The organism is Sphingomonas aquatilis (assembly GCF_014196115.1).
GTDB classification, from domain to species: domain Bacteria; phylum Pseudomonadota; class Alphaproteobacteria; order Sphingomonadales; family Sphingomonadaceae; genus Sphingomonas; species Sphingomonas aquatilis.
Window position 1 is genome coordinate 1,092,194 of the sequence record NZ_JACIDB010000001.1, and the last position, 17,199, is coordinate 1,109,392.

General features: G+C 66.8%; 19 protein-coding genes. 11 read left to right on the top strand and 8 right to left on the bottom strand.

Annotated features, from left to right (window positions below):
- Nucleotides 1-107: 107 nt before the first annotated feature.
- The 8 genes from GGR47_RS05035 to GGR47_RS05070 form a co-directional block, all read right to left on the bottom strand.
- Nucleotides 108-533: an OsmC family protein gene (locus tag GGR47_RS05035; RefSeq protein ID WP_017978306.1), complete on the bottom strand. Its 426-nt coding sequence runs from the start codon at nt 531-533 to the stop codon at nt 108-110.
- Between the two features lie 90 nt (nt 534-623).
- Complete coding sequence (locus tag GGR47_RS05040; protein WP_018251088.1) at nt 624-932, bottom strand: glycine zipper 2TM domain-containing protein; 309 nt, start codon at nt 930-932, stop codon at nt 624-626.
- Between the two features lie 96 nt (nt 933-1,028).
- On the bottom strand, nt 1,029-1,178 hold the full coding sequence (locus GGR47_RS05045) for a hypothetical protein (protein ID WP_167509745.1): 150 nt from the start codon (nt 1,176-1,178) through the stop codon (nt 1,029-1,031).
- Nucleotides 1,179-1,287: 109 nt separating this feature from the next.
- Complete coding sequence (locus tag GGR47_RS05050; RefSeq protein ID WP_043060123.1) at nt 1,288-1,614, bottom strand: hypothetical protein; 327 nt, start codon at nt 1,612-1,614, stop codon at nt 1,288-1,290.
- Nucleotides 1,615-1,677: 63 nt separating this feature from the next.
- Nucleotides 1,678-2,280, bottom strand: coding sequence for a TIGR02466 family protein (locus tag GGR47_RS05055; protein ID WP_017978310.1), 603 nt, complete (start codon nt 2,278-2,280; stop codon nt 1,678-1,680).
- Nucleotides 2,277-2,846 (bottom strand): aminoacyl-tRNA hydrolase, encoded by a 570-nt coding sequence (gene pth, locus GGR47_RS05060; RefSeq protein WP_147036252.1) that lies wholly within the window; start codon nt 2,844-2,846, stop codon nt 2,277-2,279. Before pth ends, GGR47_RS05055 begins: the two co-directional genes overlap by 4 nt.
- A 216-nt stretch (nt 2,847-3,062) precedes the next feature.
- Entirely contained in the window at nt 3,063-3,725 is a 663-nt protein-coding gene (locus GGR47_RS05065; protein ID WP_017978312.1) for a 50S ribosomal protein L25/general stress protein Ctc, read from the bottom strand.
- A gap of 247 nt (nt 3,726-3,972) precedes the next feature.
- Entirely contained in the window at nt 3,973-4,884 is a 912-nt protein-coding gene (locus tag GGR47_RS05070) for a TraB/GumN family protein (RefSeq protein ID WP_147036251.1), read from the bottom strand.
- A gap of 96 nt (nt 4,885-4,980) precedes the next feature.
- On the opposite strand from GGR47_RS05070, the gene GGR47_RS05075 reads away from it, so the two are divergent.
- The 11 genes from GGR47_RS05075 (at nt 4,981) to leuC (ending at nt 17,106) form a co-directional block, all read left to right on the top strand.
- Complete coding sequence (locus GGR47_RS05075; protein ID WP_183949443.1) at nt 4,981-5,850, top strand: glycine--tRNA ligase subunit alpha; 870 nt, start codon at nt 4,981-4,983, stop codon at nt 5,848-5,850.
- Nucleotides 5,838-6,101 (top strand): hypothetical protein, encoded by a 264-nt coding sequence (locus GGR47_RS05080; RefSeq protein WP_147036250.1) that lies wholly within the window; start codon nt 5,838-5,840, stop codon nt 6,099-6,101. Before GGR47_RS05075 ends, GGR47_RS05080 begins: the two co-directional genes overlap by 13 nt.
- Nucleotides 6,098-8,440, top strand: coding sequence for a glycine--tRNA ligase subunit beta (gene glyS, locus GGR47_RS05085; RefSeq protein WP_183949444.1), 2,343 nt, complete (start codon nt 6,098-6,100; stop codon nt 8,438-8,440). Before GGR47_RS05080 ends, glyS begins: the two co-directional genes overlap by 4 nt.
- A gap of 104 nt (nt 8,441-8,544) precedes the next feature.
- Nucleotides 8,545-11,202 carry a pyruvate, phosphate dikinase gene (gene ppdK / locus GGR47_RS05090; protein ID WP_147035478.1) on the top strand — a complete coding sequence of 886 codons (2,658 nt, stop codon included), beginning with the start codon at nt 8,545-8,547 and terminating at the stop codon, nt 11,200-11,202.
- A 185-nt stretch (nt 11,203-11,387) separates the two neighbouring features.
- Nucleotides 11,388-12,095, top strand: coding sequence for a CoA transferase subunit A (locus GGR47_RS05095; RefSeq protein ID WP_147035477.1), 708 nt, complete (start codon nt 11,388-11,390; stop codon nt 12,093-12,095).
- Nucleotides 12,092-13,036: an HAD family acid phosphatase gene (locus GGR47_RS05100; protein WP_147035476.1), complete on the top strand. Its 945-nt coding sequence runs from the start codon at nt 12,092-12,094 to the stop codon at nt 13,034-13,036. Before GGR47_RS05095 ends, GGR47_RS05100 begins: the two co-directional genes overlap by 4 nt.
- Complete coding sequence (locus tag GGR47_RS05105; protein ID WP_020486446.1) at nt 13,033-13,350, top strand: DUF5076 domain-containing protein; 318 nt, start codon at nt 13,033-13,035, stop codon at nt 13,348-13,350. The genes GGR47_RS05100 and GGR47_RS05105 overlap by 4 nt, the downstream gene beginning before the upstream one ends.
- Entirely contained in the window at nt 13,350-13,991 is a 642-nt protein-coding gene (locus GGR47_RS05110) for a CoA transferase subunit B (protein WP_063688462.1), read from the top strand. Before GGR47_RS05105 ends, GGR47_RS05110 begins: the two co-directional genes overlap by 1 nt.
- A gap of 38 nt (nt 13,992-14,029) precedes the next feature.
- The gene (locus GGR47_RS05115; RefSeq protein ID WP_147035475.1) at nt 14,030-14,917 is read left to right on the top strand and encodes an alpha/beta hydrolase; all 888 of its coding nucleotides are present in this window, start codon (nt 14,030-14,032) and stop codon (nt 14,915-14,917) included.
- The gene (locus tag GGR47_RS05120; protein WP_147035474.1) at nt 14,914-15,597 is read left to right on the top strand and encodes a glutathione S-transferase family protein; all 684 of its coding nucleotides are present in this window, start codon (nt 14,914-14,916) and stop codon (nt 15,595-15,597) included. Before GGR47_RS05115 ends, GGR47_RS05120 begins: the two co-directional genes overlap by 4 nt.
- A 72-nt stretch (nt 15,598-15,669) precedes the next feature.
- Nucleotides 15,670-17,106 (top strand): 3-isopropylmalate dehydratase large subunit, encoded by a 1,437-nt coding sequence (gene leuC / locus GGR47_RS05125; RefSeq protein ID WP_147035473.1) that lies wholly within the window; start codon nt 15,670-15,672, stop codon nt 17,104-17,106.
- Nucleotides 17,107-17,199 lie beyond the last annotated feature (93 nt).

The following is a 17,199-nucleotide window of genomic DNA, read 5'->3' on the forward strand; positions in this document are numbered from 1 at the left end:
TCCTTTCGGATGATGTGGGCAAAGAACCGCCATCGCGCACAAGGAGTTGCGTGAACCGAAAACTACCGTCGGTTCATCCCCGCGACAGGCGCCGGCGGCGCGGTCGATCAGCCGAACGTGGTATCCAGCGTGATGTCGCAGTTGAGCACCTTGGACACCGGGCAGCCCGCCTTCGCCTCATTGGCGATCCGCTCGAATTCGTCGCGCTCCATGCCGTCGACATGGCCCGTCAGCGTCAGGTCGGACCGCGTGATGGTGAACCCGTCGCCGTCCTTCTCCAGCGTCACCTTCGCCTTGGTTTCCAGATTGCCCTGCGTCTTGCCGGCGCCAGCCAGCGCGAAGGCGAGCGCCATCGTGAAGCAGCCGGCGTGGGCCGCGGCGATCAGCTCTTCGGGATTGGTGCCGGGGCCGTCCTCGAACCGCGTGTTGAAGCCATATTGGGCGTCGGTCAGCAGGCCCGACTGGGTCGAGATATGGCCCTTGCCGTCCTTGCCCAGGCCCTCGTACCGGGCCGATGCGCTGCGGGTCGTCATATACGTCTCCTCGTGTTTCACGAGGCCATACGCAGAACGGGCGCCGCAGGTTGCCCCACAGCGCCCGTTCCGGTCTAATTTATCCGAAGCTTAGCGGCAGCGACGGTTGCCACCGCTGCGCTCGATCTCGCGACCCAGCAGGCCGCCGGCGACTGCGCCGCCCAGCGTGCCCAGCGTCCGGTCGCCGCGGGTGTCGATCGTGCGGCCCAGCAGCGCGCCACCGACCGCGCCGACGACGGCACCCGTCGTGCCATCGGGCTTGCGGCAGCGCAGGCGACCGCGGTTGTCGCGCCATTCGCGATACTTGTAGCGCTGTGCGCCCGCCTGCGAGACCGGAACGACCATCGTCGCCGGTACGACCATCGCGGCACACCCCATCGCCAGCATCAACTTACGCATCTGAATCTCCCGTCATCGTTTGACTGTGGTTTCGATAACGTCGGGCTATAATGACGGTTGCATGAACTGGGCACAACGTTCCGTTCAGGAAACCATTCAGGACTTCGGCGGGGTTTCGGATTCCGTCGCTGGTTCCGCAGCAGGCTTGCGATAGCGATTGGCCAGCAACGCCGCCCCCAGGATGAACCCGCCGGGTGCGAGTAGGATGACGGCGGCAAGGCCGATCTGGCGTTTGGTGATGGACATGAGTCGCAGGATAGCAGCGACAGGTGAACGACGGCTTGTCGCGCTGTACCCCTCCCAGCCCGTCACCCCGGCCTTGAGCCGGGGTGACGGAAGGAGTGATGAGAGACCTCTAAAACGGCACCTTGAACTTCATCATCGCGCGTGGGCTGCTCATGCCGTTGGGCAGGCTGCCCTGTTCCGCCTCGCCCGATACCCCAACCTTGCCGATCGTCGTCCGCGCGCGGATCGGCTTTTCGGCGTAGCGCGTCTCGTCGACGGGGCGCAGCCGGTTGGCATCGACGGGTCGTCCGCAGATCACGATCGTGCCGTCGGCGTCGGGCTCGCCGCACGTGGCCTTGGGCGCATCCGGGGCAGGGGCGGGCTTCACCGGCCGCATGTCCGCCGGCAGCGGCGGGCCCGCGACCGCCTGCATCGCCATCATCATCGCCAGCCGCATGGGGTTCGCTCTCCCGATTTCGGGGAAAGCTGACCGGCGATTACGGCAAAGCCATGGCCGGCCTTACCGATAGTTGAAGCTGATGCTGATCCGCTCGCCCTTGGCGGCGTTGGGCACCACCTCGTGCCGCAGCCAGCTTTCCCACAGGAAGACGCTGCCCGGCTTCGGCTCGGCATAGACGAAGGTCGCGTGATCCTCGCCCGCATCGGCGCGCCGCGTTGGGGCCGCCATCATCATCGGCAGCCGCGGATCCTCCAGCTTCAGCGCGCCGGCGCCCGCCGGGGTGGCGATATAGATCGTGCCGCTTACCGCACTATGCGGGTGGATATGCCCCGAATGCGTGCCGCCGGGCTTCAGCACGTTGACCCACAGGCTGTCGAGCTTCAGCTTGCGCCCGCCCAGATCGAACGCGCACGCCTCCGCAAAGCGCGCGACATGCTTGTTCAGCAGCTTGACCAGGTCGGCAAAGCGCGGGTCGCGCGCGGGCAGGTCGTTCAGCGACGCATAGGAGGTATAGCCGCGATAGCCATGCGCTTTCGACCAGGCGACGCCGGCGCGATCCTCGCGCGCCAGATCGAGGCACGCCTCCTCCAGCTCCTCGATCAGCCCGGCATCGCCCAGCTCGCCCTCATAGAAGCGCGTCGCGAACAGCGTCCTCACGGTCATTGTGCCAACCTCATCGCTACGTCGTTCATGAACCGCACGTCGTCGCCCTCCGCCAGCCACGGCGCCTCCGCCCCGATCGCGCCCAGCATGTCGGACAGCGGGTCCATCTCCGCCTTGGCGTAATTGCCCAGCACATATCCGGTAACGCGATCCTTGTGCCCCGGGTGGCCGATGCCGATCCGCACCCGGCGGAACTCCGGCCCCAGATGCTGGTCGGTCGAGCGCAGCCCATTATGCCCCGCGGTGCCGCCGCCGCGCTTCACCTTCACCTTGAACGGCGCGAGGTCGAGCTCGTCGTGGAACACGGTCAGCGCATCCGGCCCCAATTTGTAGAAGCGCAACGCCTCGCCGATCGCGCGGCCGCTCTCGTTCATGAAGGTCGCCGGCTTCAGCAGCAGCACCTTATGGCTGCCGATCCGCCCTTCCTGCGTCCAGCCCTGGAACTGCTTCTTCACCGGCCCGAAGCCGTGCATGTCGGCGATCAGGTCGAGCGCCATGAACCCGACATTGTGCCGGTGCATCGCATATTGCGGCCCCGGATTGCCCAGGCCTGCCCAGATCTGCATGGCGCGGTGTCTTTCCTCAACGTTGGCGCAAGGCGCGCCCTCCTACCGGTATTCGTCATTCCCGCGAAGGCGGGAATCCAGACTGGCTGACCTCACGGCAGGAGCGCAGACGTCAGAGGTTATGGATTCCCGCCTTCGCGGGAATGACGGTGATAACAAAAAGGGCAGGGGAGCTGCTCGCCACCCTGCCCCTTTCGCAAACCGGATCGATCCGGATCAGCCCTCGGCCGAATCCTCGTCGCTCTCGGCATCCGACTCTGCGGCGGCTTCGGCAGCCTGGGTCTCGGCGACCTCGGCCTCGAGCGCCTCGTCCTCGGCGGTCGGGACGGTCGGCGGCACGATCGTCGCGATCGCGAAGTCGCGGTCTTCGATCGCCGGCGTCGCACCCTTGGGCAGCTTGACGTCGCTGATGTGGATCGAATCGCCGATCTCGCGGCCCTTCAGCGAAATCGTGATCTCGCTGGGGATGTCGGCGGCGTCGACGACCAGCTCGACCTCGTGGCGGGTGATGTTGAGCACGCCGCCCTGCTTCAGGCCACGGCACTCGTCCTCGTCCGCGAACACGACCGGCACCGCGACGGTGACGGTGGTGTGCTCACCGATGCGCAGGAAGTCGACATGGACCGGACGGTCGGTGACCGGGTGGAACGCAACGTCCTTCGCCAGCGTGCGCTGACCGCCGACCATGATGACCGAGTTCATGAAGTGACCCGTCATCAGCGCCTTGACCAGCGCCTTCTCCTCGAGATGAACCGAGGCCGGCTCCTTGTTCTGGCCGTAGATAACGGCGGGGACGCGGCCGTCACGACGCAGCGCCCGGGAGGCTCCCTTGCCAACCCGGTCGCGCGTCTCGGCTGCGAGCGTAATGGTGTCGCTCATGCAGAATACCTTCCGAAACGTGCTAAAGTGTCTTTCCGCAGCCTCGCCTCCAGGGATGACCAAGGCCGGAAGCGGGCGCGCATAGCGGGAAGGGCGGGAAAAAGCAACCGAGTTGCTCGGGCATGACCTTTCTTCCGTTCGTGCTGAGCCTGTCGAAGCACGGGTATCCACAGGCGACGACGGCGCTTGTGGAAACCCGCCCTTCGACAAGCTCAGGGCGAACGGGTGTCGGGTTACGGTCTCGTGCTCAATACTTCACCCGCTCCGCCTTCAGCCCCAGCTTGGCGAGCTGTGCCTGCACCGAATCCGGTCCCGCCAGATGCCCCGCGCCCACCGCGATGAACACCGTTCCCGGCTTGGTCATCCGCTGCTTGATCCACTGCGCCCAGTTGCGGTTGCGATCCACCAGCAGGACCTTGGCGACCTCGGGCGAGCTCTTCAGCTCGTCGTTCATCTCGCGCGCCAGCGCCTCGGGGTCGCCGCGCGCCCATTCGTCGACCATCGATGCCATCTGCTTGTCCAGCGTCGGCAATTCGTCGACCGTGCTTTCCAGGAACTGGAGCTGCGCCTGATCCGACAGGCTGCCGAAGAAGCCCAGTTGCTGCTGCGGCGTCTCCAGCCCCGACAGCGGCTTGTGCGCCTGCTTCGCCGCTTCGGTGATCACCTCTTCCGGCCCGTTGGCGCTGTCGTACCCCAGCTTCGACAGCGGCGCGACCGACAGCTGCGTCGCCGCGAGCCACGGCTTGAACCGGTCGAGCGCATTGGCCGGCAGCCCGAGATCGGTCACCGCCTTGGTAAAGGCCGCGCGCTTGCCCTCGGGCAGGCGCTGCGTCAGCGGCGGCGTGCCGGCGGGCGCGACGCCGGTCGCCTGCACCAGCCCCTGCATTGTGGCGGGATCGGGCATCACGATCTCCAGCTTCACCTCGTCCGCCTTGTCGAACGCGCTTTTGACCGCCTCGTCGAACCAGGTGAGGCCCGGCTTCAACACATGGATCGTCCCGAACAGATAGATGGTCGTCTGCTTGCCCTTCACCACCCACAGCGCCGGATCGGCATCGTTCGCGGCGCGCGCGGGCGCCTGGGCGGGTTGCTGCGCACAGGCCGGCAGCGACAGGCACAAGGCGACCGCGGACACGGCGGCGGCAAGGGTTCGTATCATGCGGGGACGTATCCGGGTGGTGGGGCCAGACCTTCACCTAATGCCGCGCCGCACCACTTGCTAGACGCGGCGCCATCGGCCAAAGCCGGGCGCGTCATGGCTGCCACACCGCTTTCCTTCCAGAAGATGATCCTGACGCTCCACGATTACTGGAGCGACAAGGGTTGCGTGATCCTCCAGCCGTACGACATGGAAATGGGCGCCGGCACCTTCCATCCCGCCACGACGCTGCGCGCGCTGGGGCCGGAGACATGGAACGCCGCCTTCGTCCAGCCCTGCCGCCGGCCGACCGACGGCCGCTATGGCGAAAACCCCAATCGCCTGCAGCATTACTTCCAGTATCAGGTCATCCTGAAGCCGTCGCCGCCCGACCTGCAGGACCTGTATCTGGGGTCGCTCGCCGCGATCGGCGTCGACATGACCAAACACGATATCCGCTTCGTCGAAGACGATTGGGAATCGCCCACGCTCGGCGCCTGGGGGCTTGGCTGGGAAGTGTGGTGCGACGGCATGGAGGTGACGCAGTTCACCTATTTCCAGCAGATGGGCGGCTTCGACATGAAGCCGGTCGCGGGCGAGCTGACCTACGGCCTCGAGCGCCTCGCGATGTACATCCAGGACGTCGACAACGTCTACGACCTGCGCTTCAACGATCACGGCGTCAGCTATGGCGACGTCTTCCTCGAAAACGAGCGGCAGATGTCGACGTGGAACTTCGAGGTCGCCGACACCGCCACGCTGTTCGACGCCTTCAAGAAGGCCGCGGCGGAATGCGAGAACAGCCTCGCGGCCGGTCTACCGATCCCCGCCTACGAACAGGCGATCAAGGCCAGCCACACCTTCAACCTGCTCCAAGCGCGCGGCGTCATCTCGGTGGCGGAACGCCAGGCCTATATCGGCCGCGTCCGCGACCTCGCCAAAGGCGCCTGCGGCGCCTGGATGGAAAAGAACGGATGGGCGGCGTGAGCGCCTTGATGATCACGCTAAGCCGCGAAGACGCGAAGGGGTTTCGCGCAGAGGCGCAGAGGACGCAGAGCCGCCTGCGGCAATCCGGCCGCATGAGCGGCCAGCACATGTCGAGCGGTAGCGGTTGTGAAGGGACGCTCCGCGTCGAGCGTAACACCTCTGCGCTCTCCGCGCCTCTGCGCGAACCAAATCCTCTTCGCGTCTTCGCGTCTTCGCGTGAATCAAACCTCTTCTTCGGCGCCGCCCAATGACCGACTTCCTCCTCGAACTCCGCTCCGAAGAAATCCCCGCGCGTATGCAGGACAAGGCGCGGGAGGATCTCGCCCGCCTGTTCGCTGCCGAACTCGCCAAGGCCGGCCTCGCCGCCACAGAAACCGTCACCTACGCCACGCCGCGCCGCCTCGCGCTGATCGCGCGCGGCCTGCCGACCGAAACGCAGGCGGTCAGCGAAGAGCTGAAGGGCCCTAAGGCCAACGCCCCCGAACAGGCGCTCGCCGGCTTCCTGCGCAAGACCGGCCTGACGCGCGACCAGCTGACCGAGCGTGACGGCGTCCTCTACGCCATCACCGAAAAGCCTGGCCGCGCCACCGCCGCCGTGCTCGCCGAAGCGATCCCGGCGATCGTCCGCGCCTTCCCCTGGCCGAAGTCGATGCGCTGGGGCGCTGCCTCCGCCTCGACCGAATCGCTGCGCTGGGTCCGCCCGCTGCACGGTATCGTCGCGCTGCTCGGCGAAACCCTCGTCGACGTCGAGATCGCCGGTATCCGCTCCGGCGTCGCCACCTACGGCCACCGCTTCCACCACCCGGGCCAGATCACCATCGGCTCGGCCGCGGATTACGTCGAAAAGCTGCGCGCCTGTCACGTCATCGTCGATCAGGACGAGCGCCGCGCGCTGATCCGTGACCGTGCCACCGCGCTCGCCGCCGATGCGGGCCTGACCCTCGTCGAAGACGAAGGCCTCGTCGCCGAAAACGCGGGCCTCACCGAATGGCCCGTGCCGCTGCTCGGCCGCTTCGACGCCGACTTCCTCAGCGTCCCGCCCGAGGTGATCCAGCTCACCGCGCGCGTGAACCAGAAGTACTTCGTCTGCCGTTCGGCGGACGGCGCACTGGCCAACGCCTTCGTCTGTACCGCCAACATCGAAGCGACCGACGGCGGTGCGAAGATCGTCGAGGGCAATCGCAAGGTCCTCGCCGCCCGCCTGTCCGACGCGCGCTTCTTCTACGACACCGATCTGAAGACCCCGCTCGAGGAACAGGCCGCAAAGCTCTCGAACATCGTCTTCCACGAAAAGCTCGGCACCGTCGCCGACAAGGTCGACCGCGTCGCCAAACTCGCCCGCTGGCTGGTCGAAGAGGGTATCATCCAATCTCCCTCTCCCCTCGTGGGAGAGGGAAGGGGCCCGCTCGCGTCAGCGAGTGGGAAGGGTGAGGGGGACGCGGCAACTGTCGCGCCCCAAACTCCCCCTCACCCTTCCGCGCCTACGGCGCTCCCTCCCTCTCCCACAGGGGGAGAGGGACCGTCCCTCGCCGACATGGCCGAACGCGCCGCGCGCCTCGCCAAGGCGGACCTCGTCACCGGCATGGTCGGCGAATTCCCCGAACTCCAGGGCCTGATGGGCGGCTATTATGCCGCCGCCCAAGGCGAACCCCGCGAAGTCGCCGACGCCATCCGCGACCACTACAAGCCGGTAGGGCAGGGCGACGACGTGCCGACCGCGCCGGTGACGGTGGCGGTGTCGCTGGCGGACAAGCTGGATACGCTGGTGGCGTTCTTCGCCGCCGGGGAGCAGCCTACCGGATCGAAGGATCCTTTTGCTATCCGCCGTGCCGCTCTGGCGATTTTGCGCACGCTTGAGACCGCAAATTTGCGGATGTCGATGGTTGAAGTACTTTCGGCAGGGTCCCGACCGATATTGCAGATGCTTTTGGACGATCCCTACCGAAGCGCCTATGATCCGGTTGCACTCGTGCGTCATGGGTTCGAGACGCGTGTGCCTTATCTCTCTGATCCGGCAGAGGTCTTTGGGCCGGGGGCGTATTTTAGAACCAACGTACTTTTAGGGCTGCCGTCTCTGGCAGGCTTCTTCGCCGACCGCCTCAAGGTCCAGCAACGCGAAGCCGGTGTCCGCCACGACCTGATCGACGCGGTGTTCGCATTGGGTGGCGAGGACGACCTCGTCCGCCTGCTCGCCCGCGTCCACGCGCTGCAAGCTTTCGTTACCACCGACGACGGCGCCAATCTCCTCGCCGGCTACAAGCGCGCCGCCAACATCCTCAAGAAGGAAGCCTATACCCCCGATACCGAGGGGAATCCGAAAACGCTGTCCTACACGCCCGAAAAGGCGGAGGCTGATCTGATCGCCGCGCTCGATTCGGCCGAACCTGCCGCCGCGGCTGCGGTTGCGGCCGAGGATTTCGAGCGCGCGATGGCGGCCCTCGCGTCGCTGCGCGCGCCGATCGATGCGTTCTTTGACAGTGTGACCGTCAACGATGCCGATCCGGCGAAGCGCGCCGCGCGCCTCGCGCTGCTCGCCCGTGTCCGCGCCGCGGTCCACACTGTCGCCGACTTTTCGAAAATCGAGGGGTAGAAACCAAACCCCCACGCCTATTCCACATCGTCCACTTCCGAACGTTCGGTATGCTCTTTCCTCCCCGGGGATCAGGCCAACACGTCAGCTCTTAAGGACCAGCGATGACCCAATACGTGTACCGTTTCGGTGGCGGAGTTTCGGACGGCGGAAAGGGCGACAAGAATCTGCTCGGCGGCAAGGGCGCGAACCTTGCCGAAATGGCGTCGATCGGCCTGCCCGTGCCCCCCGGCTTCACGATCAGCACCGCCATGTGTACGCGCTACTACGAAGAGGGTGAGCAATTCCCGCAGTCGCTGCGCGACGAAGTGGCGCAAGGTATCGCCCATATCGAAGGGGTTACCGGCAAGAGCTTCGGCGACGCGTCAAATCCGTTGCTCGTGTCCGTCCGCTCCGGTGCCCGCGTCTCGATGCCGGGCATGATGGACACCGTCCTCAACCTCGGCCTCAACGACACGACCGTGGAGGGCCTCGCGACCAAGTCCGGCGACGAACGCTTCGCCTGGGACAGCTACCGCCGCTTCATCCAGATGTACGCGGACGTCGTGCTCGAACTCGACCACGGCGCCTTCGAAGAGGCGCTGGAGATCGCCAAGGAAGACAACGGCTTCACGCTGGACACCGAACTGTCCGCCAGCGATCTCAAGGCTTTGGTCGCCGAATATAAGAGCCTGGTCGAGAAGGAATGGGGCAAGCCCTTCCCGCAGGACGTGCATGACCAATTGTGGGGCGCGGTCGGTGCGGTGTTCGGATCGTGGCAGTCCGAACGCGCCAAGGTCTATCGCCGCCTCAACGACATTCCCGCCGACTGGGGCACCGCGGTCAACGTGCAGGCGATGGTCTTCGGCAACATGGGCGACACGTCCGCCACCGGCGTCGCCTTCACCCGCGATCCCTCGACCGGCGCCAACGCCTATTACGGCGAATTCCTGATCAACGCGCAGGGCGAGGACGTCGTCGCCGGCATCCGCACGCCGCAATATCTCACCAAGACCGCGCGCGAAGAGGCCGGCGCCAAGCCCGCCTCGATGGAAGAGGCGATGCCCGAGGTGTATGCCGAGCTGGCGGCGGTCTTCGACCGGCTCGAAAAGCATTATCGGGACATGCAGGACATCGAGTTCACGGTCGAACAGGCCAAGCTCTGGATGCTCCAGACCCGCTCGGGCAAGCGCACCGCGAAGGCCGCATTGAAGATCGCGGTCGACATGGCGAGCGAAGGGCTCATCACCCGCGAAGAGGCGATCCTGCGCGTCGATCCGATGGCGCTCGATCAATTGCTCCACCCGACGCTCGACCCCGACGCCCCGCGCGACGTGATCGCCAAGGGCCTGCCCGCCTCGCCGGGCGCGGCGTCCGGTGCAGTCGTGTTCGATGCCGACACCGCCGAAAAGCGCAAGGCGGCGGGCAACAAGGTCATCCTCGTCCGCGTCGAAACGAGCCCGGAGGATATCCACGGTATGCACGCCGCGGAGGGCATCCTCACCGCCCGCGGCGGCATGACCAGCCACGCCGCCGTCGTCGCGCGCGGCATGGGCCGTCCTTGCGTCTCGGGCGCCGGATCGCTCTCGATCTCGGCCAAGGACAAGGTAATGAAGGTTGCCGGTCGCGAGATTCGCGAAGGCGACGTCATCACCATCGACGGCGCGTCGGGTGAGGTGATGTTCGGCGCGGTCGCTACCGTGCAGCCCGAGCTCGCCGGCGACTTCGGCACGCTGATGGAATGGGCCGACGGGGTGCGTCGCCTGAAGGTGCGCGCCAACGCCGAAACCCCGCTCGACTGCCAGACCGCACGCGATTTCGGCGCGGAAGGCGTCGGCCTGTGCCGCACCGAGCATATGTTCTTCGACGCCGACCGCATCACTGCGGTCCGCCAGATGATCCTCGCCGACAGCGAGACCGGCCGCCGCGCTGCGCTCGCCAAGCTGCTCCCTGCGCAGCGTAGCGACTTCACCGCGATCTTCGAGGTGATGGCGGGCCTGCCGGTGACGGTGCGCCTGCTCGACCCGCCGCTGCACGAATTCCTGCCACATGAGGAAAACGAATTCGCCGAAGTGGCCGCGGCGGCCGACGTTGACGTCGAGGTGCTCAAGCGCCGCGCCGCCGAGCTGCACGAATTCAACCCGATGCTCGGCCACCGCGGCTGTCGGCTGGGCGTCACCTATCCCGAAATCTACGAAACCCAGGCGCGCGCGATCTTCGAAGCGGCGCTCGACGTCGCCGACAAATCGGGGGCGGCGCCGATCCCCGAGGTCATGATCCCGCTCGTCGCCACCAAGCGCGAGCTCGATCTGATGAAGGCGGTGGTCGATCAGGCGGCGCAGGCGGTGTTCACAGAACGTGGCAAGACCATCGACTATCTTGTTGGAACGATGATCGAATTGCCCCGCGCCGCGCTGAAGGCAGGCGAGATCGCAGAGACGGGCGAATTCTTCTCCTTCGGCACCAACGACCTGACGCAGACGACGCTGGGCGTCAGCCGAGACGACGCCGCCCGCTTCCTCGGCGCCTATGTCGAAAAGGGCATCTACGCCAAGGACCCGTTCGTCAGCCTAGATGTCGAGGGCGTCGGCGAGCTGGTCGAGCTGGCGGCCGAGCGCGGGCGCAAGACGCGCCCCGGCATCAAGCTCGGCATCTGCGGCGAACACGGCGGCGACCCGGCGAGCATCGCCTTCTGCGAAAAGGTCGGCCTCGATTACGTCTCGGCAAGCCCCTACCGCGTGCCGATCGCGCGCCTCGCAGCGGCGCAGGCGGCACTGAAGTAAACCTGTTCACGTCACGCCGGCCGAAGAGCCGGGGTCCCGCTTTTGCCCTGGCTAAGAGGAAGAAGCGGGACCCCGGGGCAAGCCCGGGGTGACGGCCCCCACAGCAAACCTGAAACCTCATTCAGGTTTGCTTGACCCCGCGCCGTCGGCCCCGCTATCGCCGCGGCAACGACAGGAGAGAGGCGTTGAAGAAGCTCTATCCCGATGCCGCCGCGGCCCTCGAAGGCCTGCTGCATGACGGCATGACGATCTGCGCCGGCGGCTTCGGCCTGTGCGGCATTCCCGAACGGCTGATCGACGCGATCCAGGCCTCGGGCGTCAAGGATCTGACGATCGCCAGCAACAATGCCGGCATCGACGGCGAAGGCCTCGGCAAGCTGCTGCGCAGCCGCCAGGTCAAGAAGATGATCTCGAGCTACGTCGGCGAAAACAAGGAGTTCGAGCGTCAGTATCTTTCCGGCGAGCTGGAGGTGGAGTTCTGCCCGCAGGGCACGCTCGCCGAACGCTGCCGGGCAGGGGGCGCGGGCATCCCCGGCTTCTACACCAAGACCGGCGTCGGCACGCTGGTGGCCGAGGGCAAGGAGGTGAAGACCTTCGACGGACAGGATTACATCCTCGAACGCGGCATCCGCGCCGACCTCAGCATCATCAAGGGGTGGAAGGCGGACGAAAGCGGCAACCTCATCTTCCGCAAGACCGCGCGCAACTTCAACCAGCCGATGGCCACCGCCGGCAGGATCTGCGTCGCCGAGGTCGAAGAGGTGGTGCCGGTCGGCAGCCTCGACCCCGATCACATCCATCTGCCCGGCATCTACGTGAAGCGGATGATCGTCGGCAGCCCTTACGACAAGAAGATCGAGTTCCGCACCGTCCGCGAGCGGGAGAGCGCATGATGCGCCGTTTGGTCCTCGCGCTGGCCACCACGGCGCTGCTGACGGCCTGTGGCGGGCGCGGCGAACGCGTGGCGACGCTGCCCGCGCCGGGGCAGACCTACACCGCCGACGGCAAGGTCGTGCAGATCACCCGGCTTAAGGCGCTGCCAGCGCCGGGCTCTGCCGTCGGCGCCGATACGGCCGTCGTCCCGCCGCAGTTCCAGTTCCTCTACGGTTCGGGCGAAGCGCTGGCGCTCAGCCGGCAGGCGTTCCGCGCGCTCGTTTCCTACGCCACCTATCGCAAGGCGGCGGGCGACAGCGTCGTCCTCGCACCCAACGCCACGCTCGCCGCGCCGAGCTGGACCGCCTGCTCCGGCAAGCCGCGCGCGGCCGTGTTCGACGCGGACGAAACCGTGATCCTCAATCTCGGGGTCGAGGCATTGGCGGCACGCGATCCCGCCGCCCCCTTCGATGCCGCGCAATGGGCGCGATGGGAGCGGACGGGCGCCAAGGCCGTCGTGGCGGCTCCCGGCGCGATCGAGGCCTTCGCCGCGCTGCGCGCCGCCAACATCGCGATCATCATCAACACCAATCGCGATGCCTCCACCGCGCCGGGCACGGTCGCCACGCTGAAGGCTGCCGGTCTCGGTGACTTCACGCCGGGGGACAATCTGTTCCTGCGCCAGGGCATCAACGGCAAGGACGCACGCCGCGCCGCGATTGCGCAGCGCTATTGCGTCGTCGCGATGGCGGGCGATCAGCTCGGCGATTTCAGCGACCTGTTCGGTGCGATCGCCTCTCCGGCGGACCGTCGTCGCGCCACGGATGCGGGCGCGATCGGCGAGATGTGGGGCAATGGCTGGTTCGTCCTGCCCAATCCCGTCTACGGCACCGGGCTGAAGGGCGGCTTCGACGAGGTCTTCCCGGCCGACAAGCGCTGGGTCGACGGGGGTGCGCGATGAGCGACAAGCCCGTTCCGATGAACCTCGATCGCTACGCCGACATGATCGGCGGCAGTGCCGAATTCCTGCGCGTCTGGGCCAAGCAGGACGGCCCCGTCACCTGCTTCGTCAATCCGGTGCCGATCGGGCCGGATCCCTTCGCCTTCGGCCTCGCCATGGTCGATTGCGTCCGCCACGCCGCCAGGGCCTATGCCCGTGCGGTGAACATCGACGAGGAGGCAGCGCTCGCGCGCATCTGGGAAGGGCTGGATGCCGAGCGCGCTGCGCCCACGACCGATCCGATCTCCATCACCGCCAACAGGGATGTGCATTAATGGCTTGGGACCGCAATCAGATGGCGGCACGCGCCGCGCAGGAACTGCGTGACGGCTATTACGTCAACCTCGGCATCGGCATCCCGACGCTGGTCGCCAACAACATCCCCGCCGGCATGACCGTGACGCTGCAGAGCGAGAACGGCATGCTCGGCATCGGACCGTTCCCCTATGACGACGAGGTCGATCCCGATCTGATCAACGCCGGCAAGCAGACGATCAGCGAACTGCCGCAATCCGCCTATTTCGGCAGCGAACAAAGCTTCGCGATGATCCGCGGCGGGCATATCGACCTGACCGTGCTGGGCGCGATGGAGGTCAGCGAGGGTGGCGACATCGCCAACTGGATGATCCCCGGCAAGATGATCAAGGGAATGGGCGGCGCGATGGACCTCGTCGCCGGCGTCAAGCAGATCATCGTCGTGATGGACCACAATGCCAAGGATGGCAGCCCGAAGTTCATCCCCGCCTGCACGCTGCCGCTGACGGGCAAGAACGTCGTCGACATGATCGTCACCGACCTCGCCGTCTTCCGGCGGCCCGATCACGATTCGCGCTTCCAGCTGGTCGAACTCGCACCCGGCGTGACCGCTGACGAGGTCGCGGCCAAGACGACGGCTGCTTATCAGGTGGCGCTGTAACGATCGGCACGCTGCGCCCGGACGCCTGAGGAGGGACGATGCGCTGGCTGATCGGGATCGGGTTGATCGGGCTGATCGTCGGCATCCTCTACGCGACCGTGTCCGGGCCGCGATGGCTGAGTATAGCTGATGGCGTGATGGGCGGTGGCCGCGGGGTCGAGCGGGTCGCGGACGGCGTGCCGTTCGGGTCGCACGGGCAGACGCTCGACGTGTGGCGGCCCAGCGGGGCAGCGAGCCGGCGGCCCGTCGTGATCTTCATCTATGGCGGCGGCTGGGTGAATGGCGACCGTGCCGCCTATGCCTTCGCCGCACGCGCCTTCGCCAAGGCAGGCTTCGTCGTGGTGGTGCCCGATTATCGCAAGGTGCCGGGCGTGCGCTTCCCGGCCTTCGTTCAGGACGGCGCCGATGCGCTGCGCTGGGTGCATGATCACGTCGCGCAATACGGCGGCGATCCGGAGCGGATCGCGGTCGCGGGTCATTCGGCCGGCGCCTATAATGCGGTGATGCTGGCGATCGACCCACGCTGGCTGCGCGACGTCGGTCTGGCGCCCGATACGATCAAGGCGGTGGTGGGGCTGTGTGGCCCGTACGACTTCTTCCCGTTCGATTCGAAGCGATCGATCGACGCTTTCACAGGCGTAGTTGATGGCCCCGCAACACAGCCGGTCCACTATGCCCGCCCCGGATTGCCGCCCATGCTGCTGGTGACGGGCAGCGCCGACACGCAAGTGAAGCCGCGCAACGCCATCGCGTTGGCGCAGCGGTTGCAAGCGGCGGGTGCGCCGGTGGAGCTACGCAACTATAGCGGCCTCAGCCACGAGGACGTCGTCATGGCGCTCTCGGTGCCGTTCCGCGGCAAGGCGCCGGTGCTGCACGACAGCGTCGCGTTCCTGGATCGGATGTTGGGGACGGGGAGGGTGCCATGAGCTATACGTTGATCACCGCCAACCGCAATTATTCCAGCTGGTCGCTGCGGCCTTGGCTGTTGATGATGGCGCTCGGCATTCCGTTCGAGGATCGGATCGAACCCTTCGCGCAGGCCGACAGCTGGCAGGCGTTCCGCGCCTTCTCGCCGACCGGTCAGGTGCCGGTCCTAATCGACGGCGACCGCACGATCTGGGACTCGCTCGGCATCGTGATGTACCTCGCCGATCGGCACGAGGGTGTCTGGCCGGCGCACGAGGATGCGCGCGCCTGGGCGCAGAGCGCGGTCGCGGAGATGCACGGCGGGTTTGCAGCGTTGCGCAACGAGCGGACGATGAACGTCGGGGTGCGCGCCGATCCCAAGCCGGGTTCCGCCGCTCTGGCGCGCGATGTCGCGCGGATTGCCGAGCTGTGGGACGAGGGGCTCGAGCGGTTCGGTGGTCCCTGGCTGGGCGGCGAGGCCTTCACCGCGGTTGACGCCTTCTACGCGCCTGTCGCCTTTCGCGTGCGCACCTATGGGATCGACGTGGGTGAGGCGGGGCAGCGCTGGGTCGCTACGATCCTGGCGCATCCCGACGTCCTTCGCTGGGAAGCGGTGGCGCTGACCGAGACCTGGCGTGAGCAGGCGCATGAGGCGGATATTCGCGCCTGCGGGACGATAACGGCGGACCATCGTAAATAGGCGATCCTCCCGGCAATAATCTGTCGCACAGCCTTTCGCCGACGCATCGTTTCGGTTAACGCGAGCGCCATCATGGCATCCCGACCACAGACCCTGTACGAAAAGATCTGGAACGCGCACGTCGTCGAAACGCGCGACGATGGCACGTGCCTGATCTACATCGACCGCCACCTCGTCCACGAAGTCACCAGCCCGCAGGCATTCGAGGGGCTGCGCGCCGCCGGGCGCCGCGTCCGTCGCCCGGAGCTGACGTTGGCGGTGCCCGACCACAATCTGCCGACGACGCCGCGCGTCGATGCCAGCGGGCGCCTGATCCCGATCGCCGACCCCGAAAGCGCGCAGCAGCTCGACGCGCTCCGCCGCAACACCGCAGAATTCGGTGTCGATTACATCGATGCGACCGCGGCGGAGCAGGGCATCGTCCATGTCGTTGGCCCGGAGCTGGGCTTCACGCTGCCCGGCACGACGCTGGTCTGCGGCGACAGCCACACGTCGACCCACGGTGCGCTCGGCGCGCTAGCCTTCGGGATCGGCACCAGCGAGGTCGAGCATGTCCTCGCCACGCAGACGCTGCTGCTCAGCCCGTCGAAGACGATGGAGGTCCGCGTCGACGGCACGCTCGGCTATGGCGTCAGCCCCAAGGACGTGATCCTCGCGATCATGGGCCGCGTCGGCGCGGCGGGCGGCACCGGCCACGTCTTCGAATATACCGGTGACGTCGTGCGCGACATGTCGATCGAGGGGCGGATGACGCTCGCCAATATGTCGATCGAGGGCGGTGCGCGTGCCGGCCTCGTCGCGCCGGACGACACGACCTTCGCCTATCTGAAGGGCCGGCCGATGGCGCCCAAGGGCGACGAGTGGGATCGGGCGGTGGCCTGGTGGCGCAGCCTCGCGACCGATGCCGGCGCGCGCTACGACAAGAGCGTCACCCTCCACGCCAGTGAGATCGCACCATCGCTCACCTGGGGTACGAGCCCCGAGGATGTTGTGCCGATCACCGGCGTCGTCCCCGAACCCGACAGCTTCGCCGATCCCGCCAAGCGCGAGGCGGCGCGACGCAGCCTGGACTATATGGGCCTGACGCCGGGCACCGCGATGCAGGACGTCGCGATCCAGCACGTCTTCATCGGCAGCTGCACCAACAGCCGAATCGAGGATCTGCGCGCCGCCGCGGCGGTGGCGGACGGACGCCGCGTCGCGGATGGCGTGCGCGCAATGGTCGTGCCCGGATCGGGGCTGGTTAAGCGGCAGGCGGAGGCGGAGGGCCTCGACCGCGTGTTCGTCTCGGCGGGCTTCGAATGGCGCGAGCCGGGCTGTTCCATGTGCCTCGCGATGAACCCGGACAAGGTGCCCGCGGGCGAGCGCTGTGCCTCCACCTCCAATAGAAATTTCGTGGGACGTCAAGGACCTGGCGCGCGGACTCATTTGTTGTCGCCGGCAATGGCGGCTGCTGCCGCAGTCATGGGACGGCTCGCCGATGTGCGCGATGTGATGGGAGGACGATGATGAAGAAGGTTCTGGTGTTGCTGGTCGCGGGCGCGATGATGAGCGGCGTCGCCGCCTATGTCGCCGGTGCGCGTGTGCTCACCCATCCGGCCG

Bases quoted from the DNA above. Each gene is read 5' to 3' on its own strand.
- ppdK (WP_147035478.1), top strand. From the start codon at position 8,545: ATGACCCAATACGTGTACCGTTTCGGTGGCGGAGTTTCGGACGGCGGA.
- leuC (WP_147035473.1), top strand. From the start codon at position 15,670: ATGGCATCCCGACCACAGACCCTGTACGAAAAGATCTGGAACGCGCAC.
- GGR47_RS05045 (WP_167509745.1), bottom strand. From the start codon at position 1,178: ATGTCCATCACCAAACGCCAGATCGGCCTTGCCGCCGTCATCCTACTC.
- GGR47_RS05100 (WP_147035476.1), top strand. From the start codon at position 12,092: ATGATGCGCCGTTTGGTCCTCGCGCTGGCCACCACGGCGCTGCTGACG.
- GGR47_RS05110 (WP_063688462.1), top strand. From the start codon at position 13,350: ATGGCTTGGGACCGCAATCAGATGGCGGCACGCGCCGCGCAGGAACTG.
- GGR47_RS05080 (WP_147036250.1), top strand. From the start codon at position 5,838: ATGGGCGGCGTGAGCGCCTTGATGATCACGCTAAGCCGCGAAGACGCG.
- GGR47_RS05105 (WP_020486446.1), top strand. From the start codon at position 13,033: ATGAGCGACAAGCCCGTTCCGATGAACCTCGATCGCTACGCCGACATG.
- pth (WP_147036252.1), bottom strand. From the start codon at position 2,846: ATGCAGATCTGGGCAGGCCTGGGCAATCCGGGGCCGCAATATGCGATG.
- glyS (WP_183949444.1), top strand. From the start codon at position 6,098: ATGACCGACTTCCTCCTCGAACTCCGCTCCGAAGAAATCCCCGCGCGT.
- GGR47_RS05035 (WP_017978306.1), bottom strand. From the start codon at position 533: ATGACGACCCGCAGCGCATCGGCCCGGTACGAGGGCCTGGGCAAGGAC.
- GGR47_RS05075 (WP_183949443.1), top strand. From the start codon at position 4,981: ATGGCTGCCACACCGCTTTCCTTCCAGAAGATGATCCTGACGCTCCAC.
- GGR47_RS05115 (WP_147035475.1), top strand. From the start codon at position 14,030: ATGCGCTGGCTGATCGGGATCGGGTTGATCGGGCTGATCGTCGGCATC.
- GGR47_RS05055 (WP_017978310.1), bottom strand. From the start codon at position 2,280: ATGACCGTGAGGACGCTGTTCGCGACGCGCTTCTATGAGGGCGAGCTG.
- GGR47_RS05040 (WP_018251088.1), bottom strand. From the start codon at position 932: ATGCGTAAGTTGATGCTGGCGATGGGGTGTGCCGCGATGGTCGTACCG.
- GGR47_RS05065 (WP_017978312.1), bottom strand. From the start codon at position 3,725: ATGAGCGACACCATTACGCTCGCAGCCGAGACGCGCGACCGGGTTGGC.
- GGR47_RS05120 (WP_147035474.1), top strand. From the start codon at position 14,914: ATGAGCTATACGTTGATCACCGCCAACCGCAATTATTCCAGCTGGTCG.
- GGR47_RS05070 (WP_147036251.1), bottom strand. From the start codon at position 4,884: ATGATACGAACCCTTGCCGCCGCCGTGTCCGCGGTCGCCTTGTGCCTG.
- GGR47_RS05050 (WP_043060123.1), bottom strand. From the start codon at position 1,614: ATGCGGCTGGCGATGATGATGGCGATGCAGGCGGTCGCGGGCCCGCCG.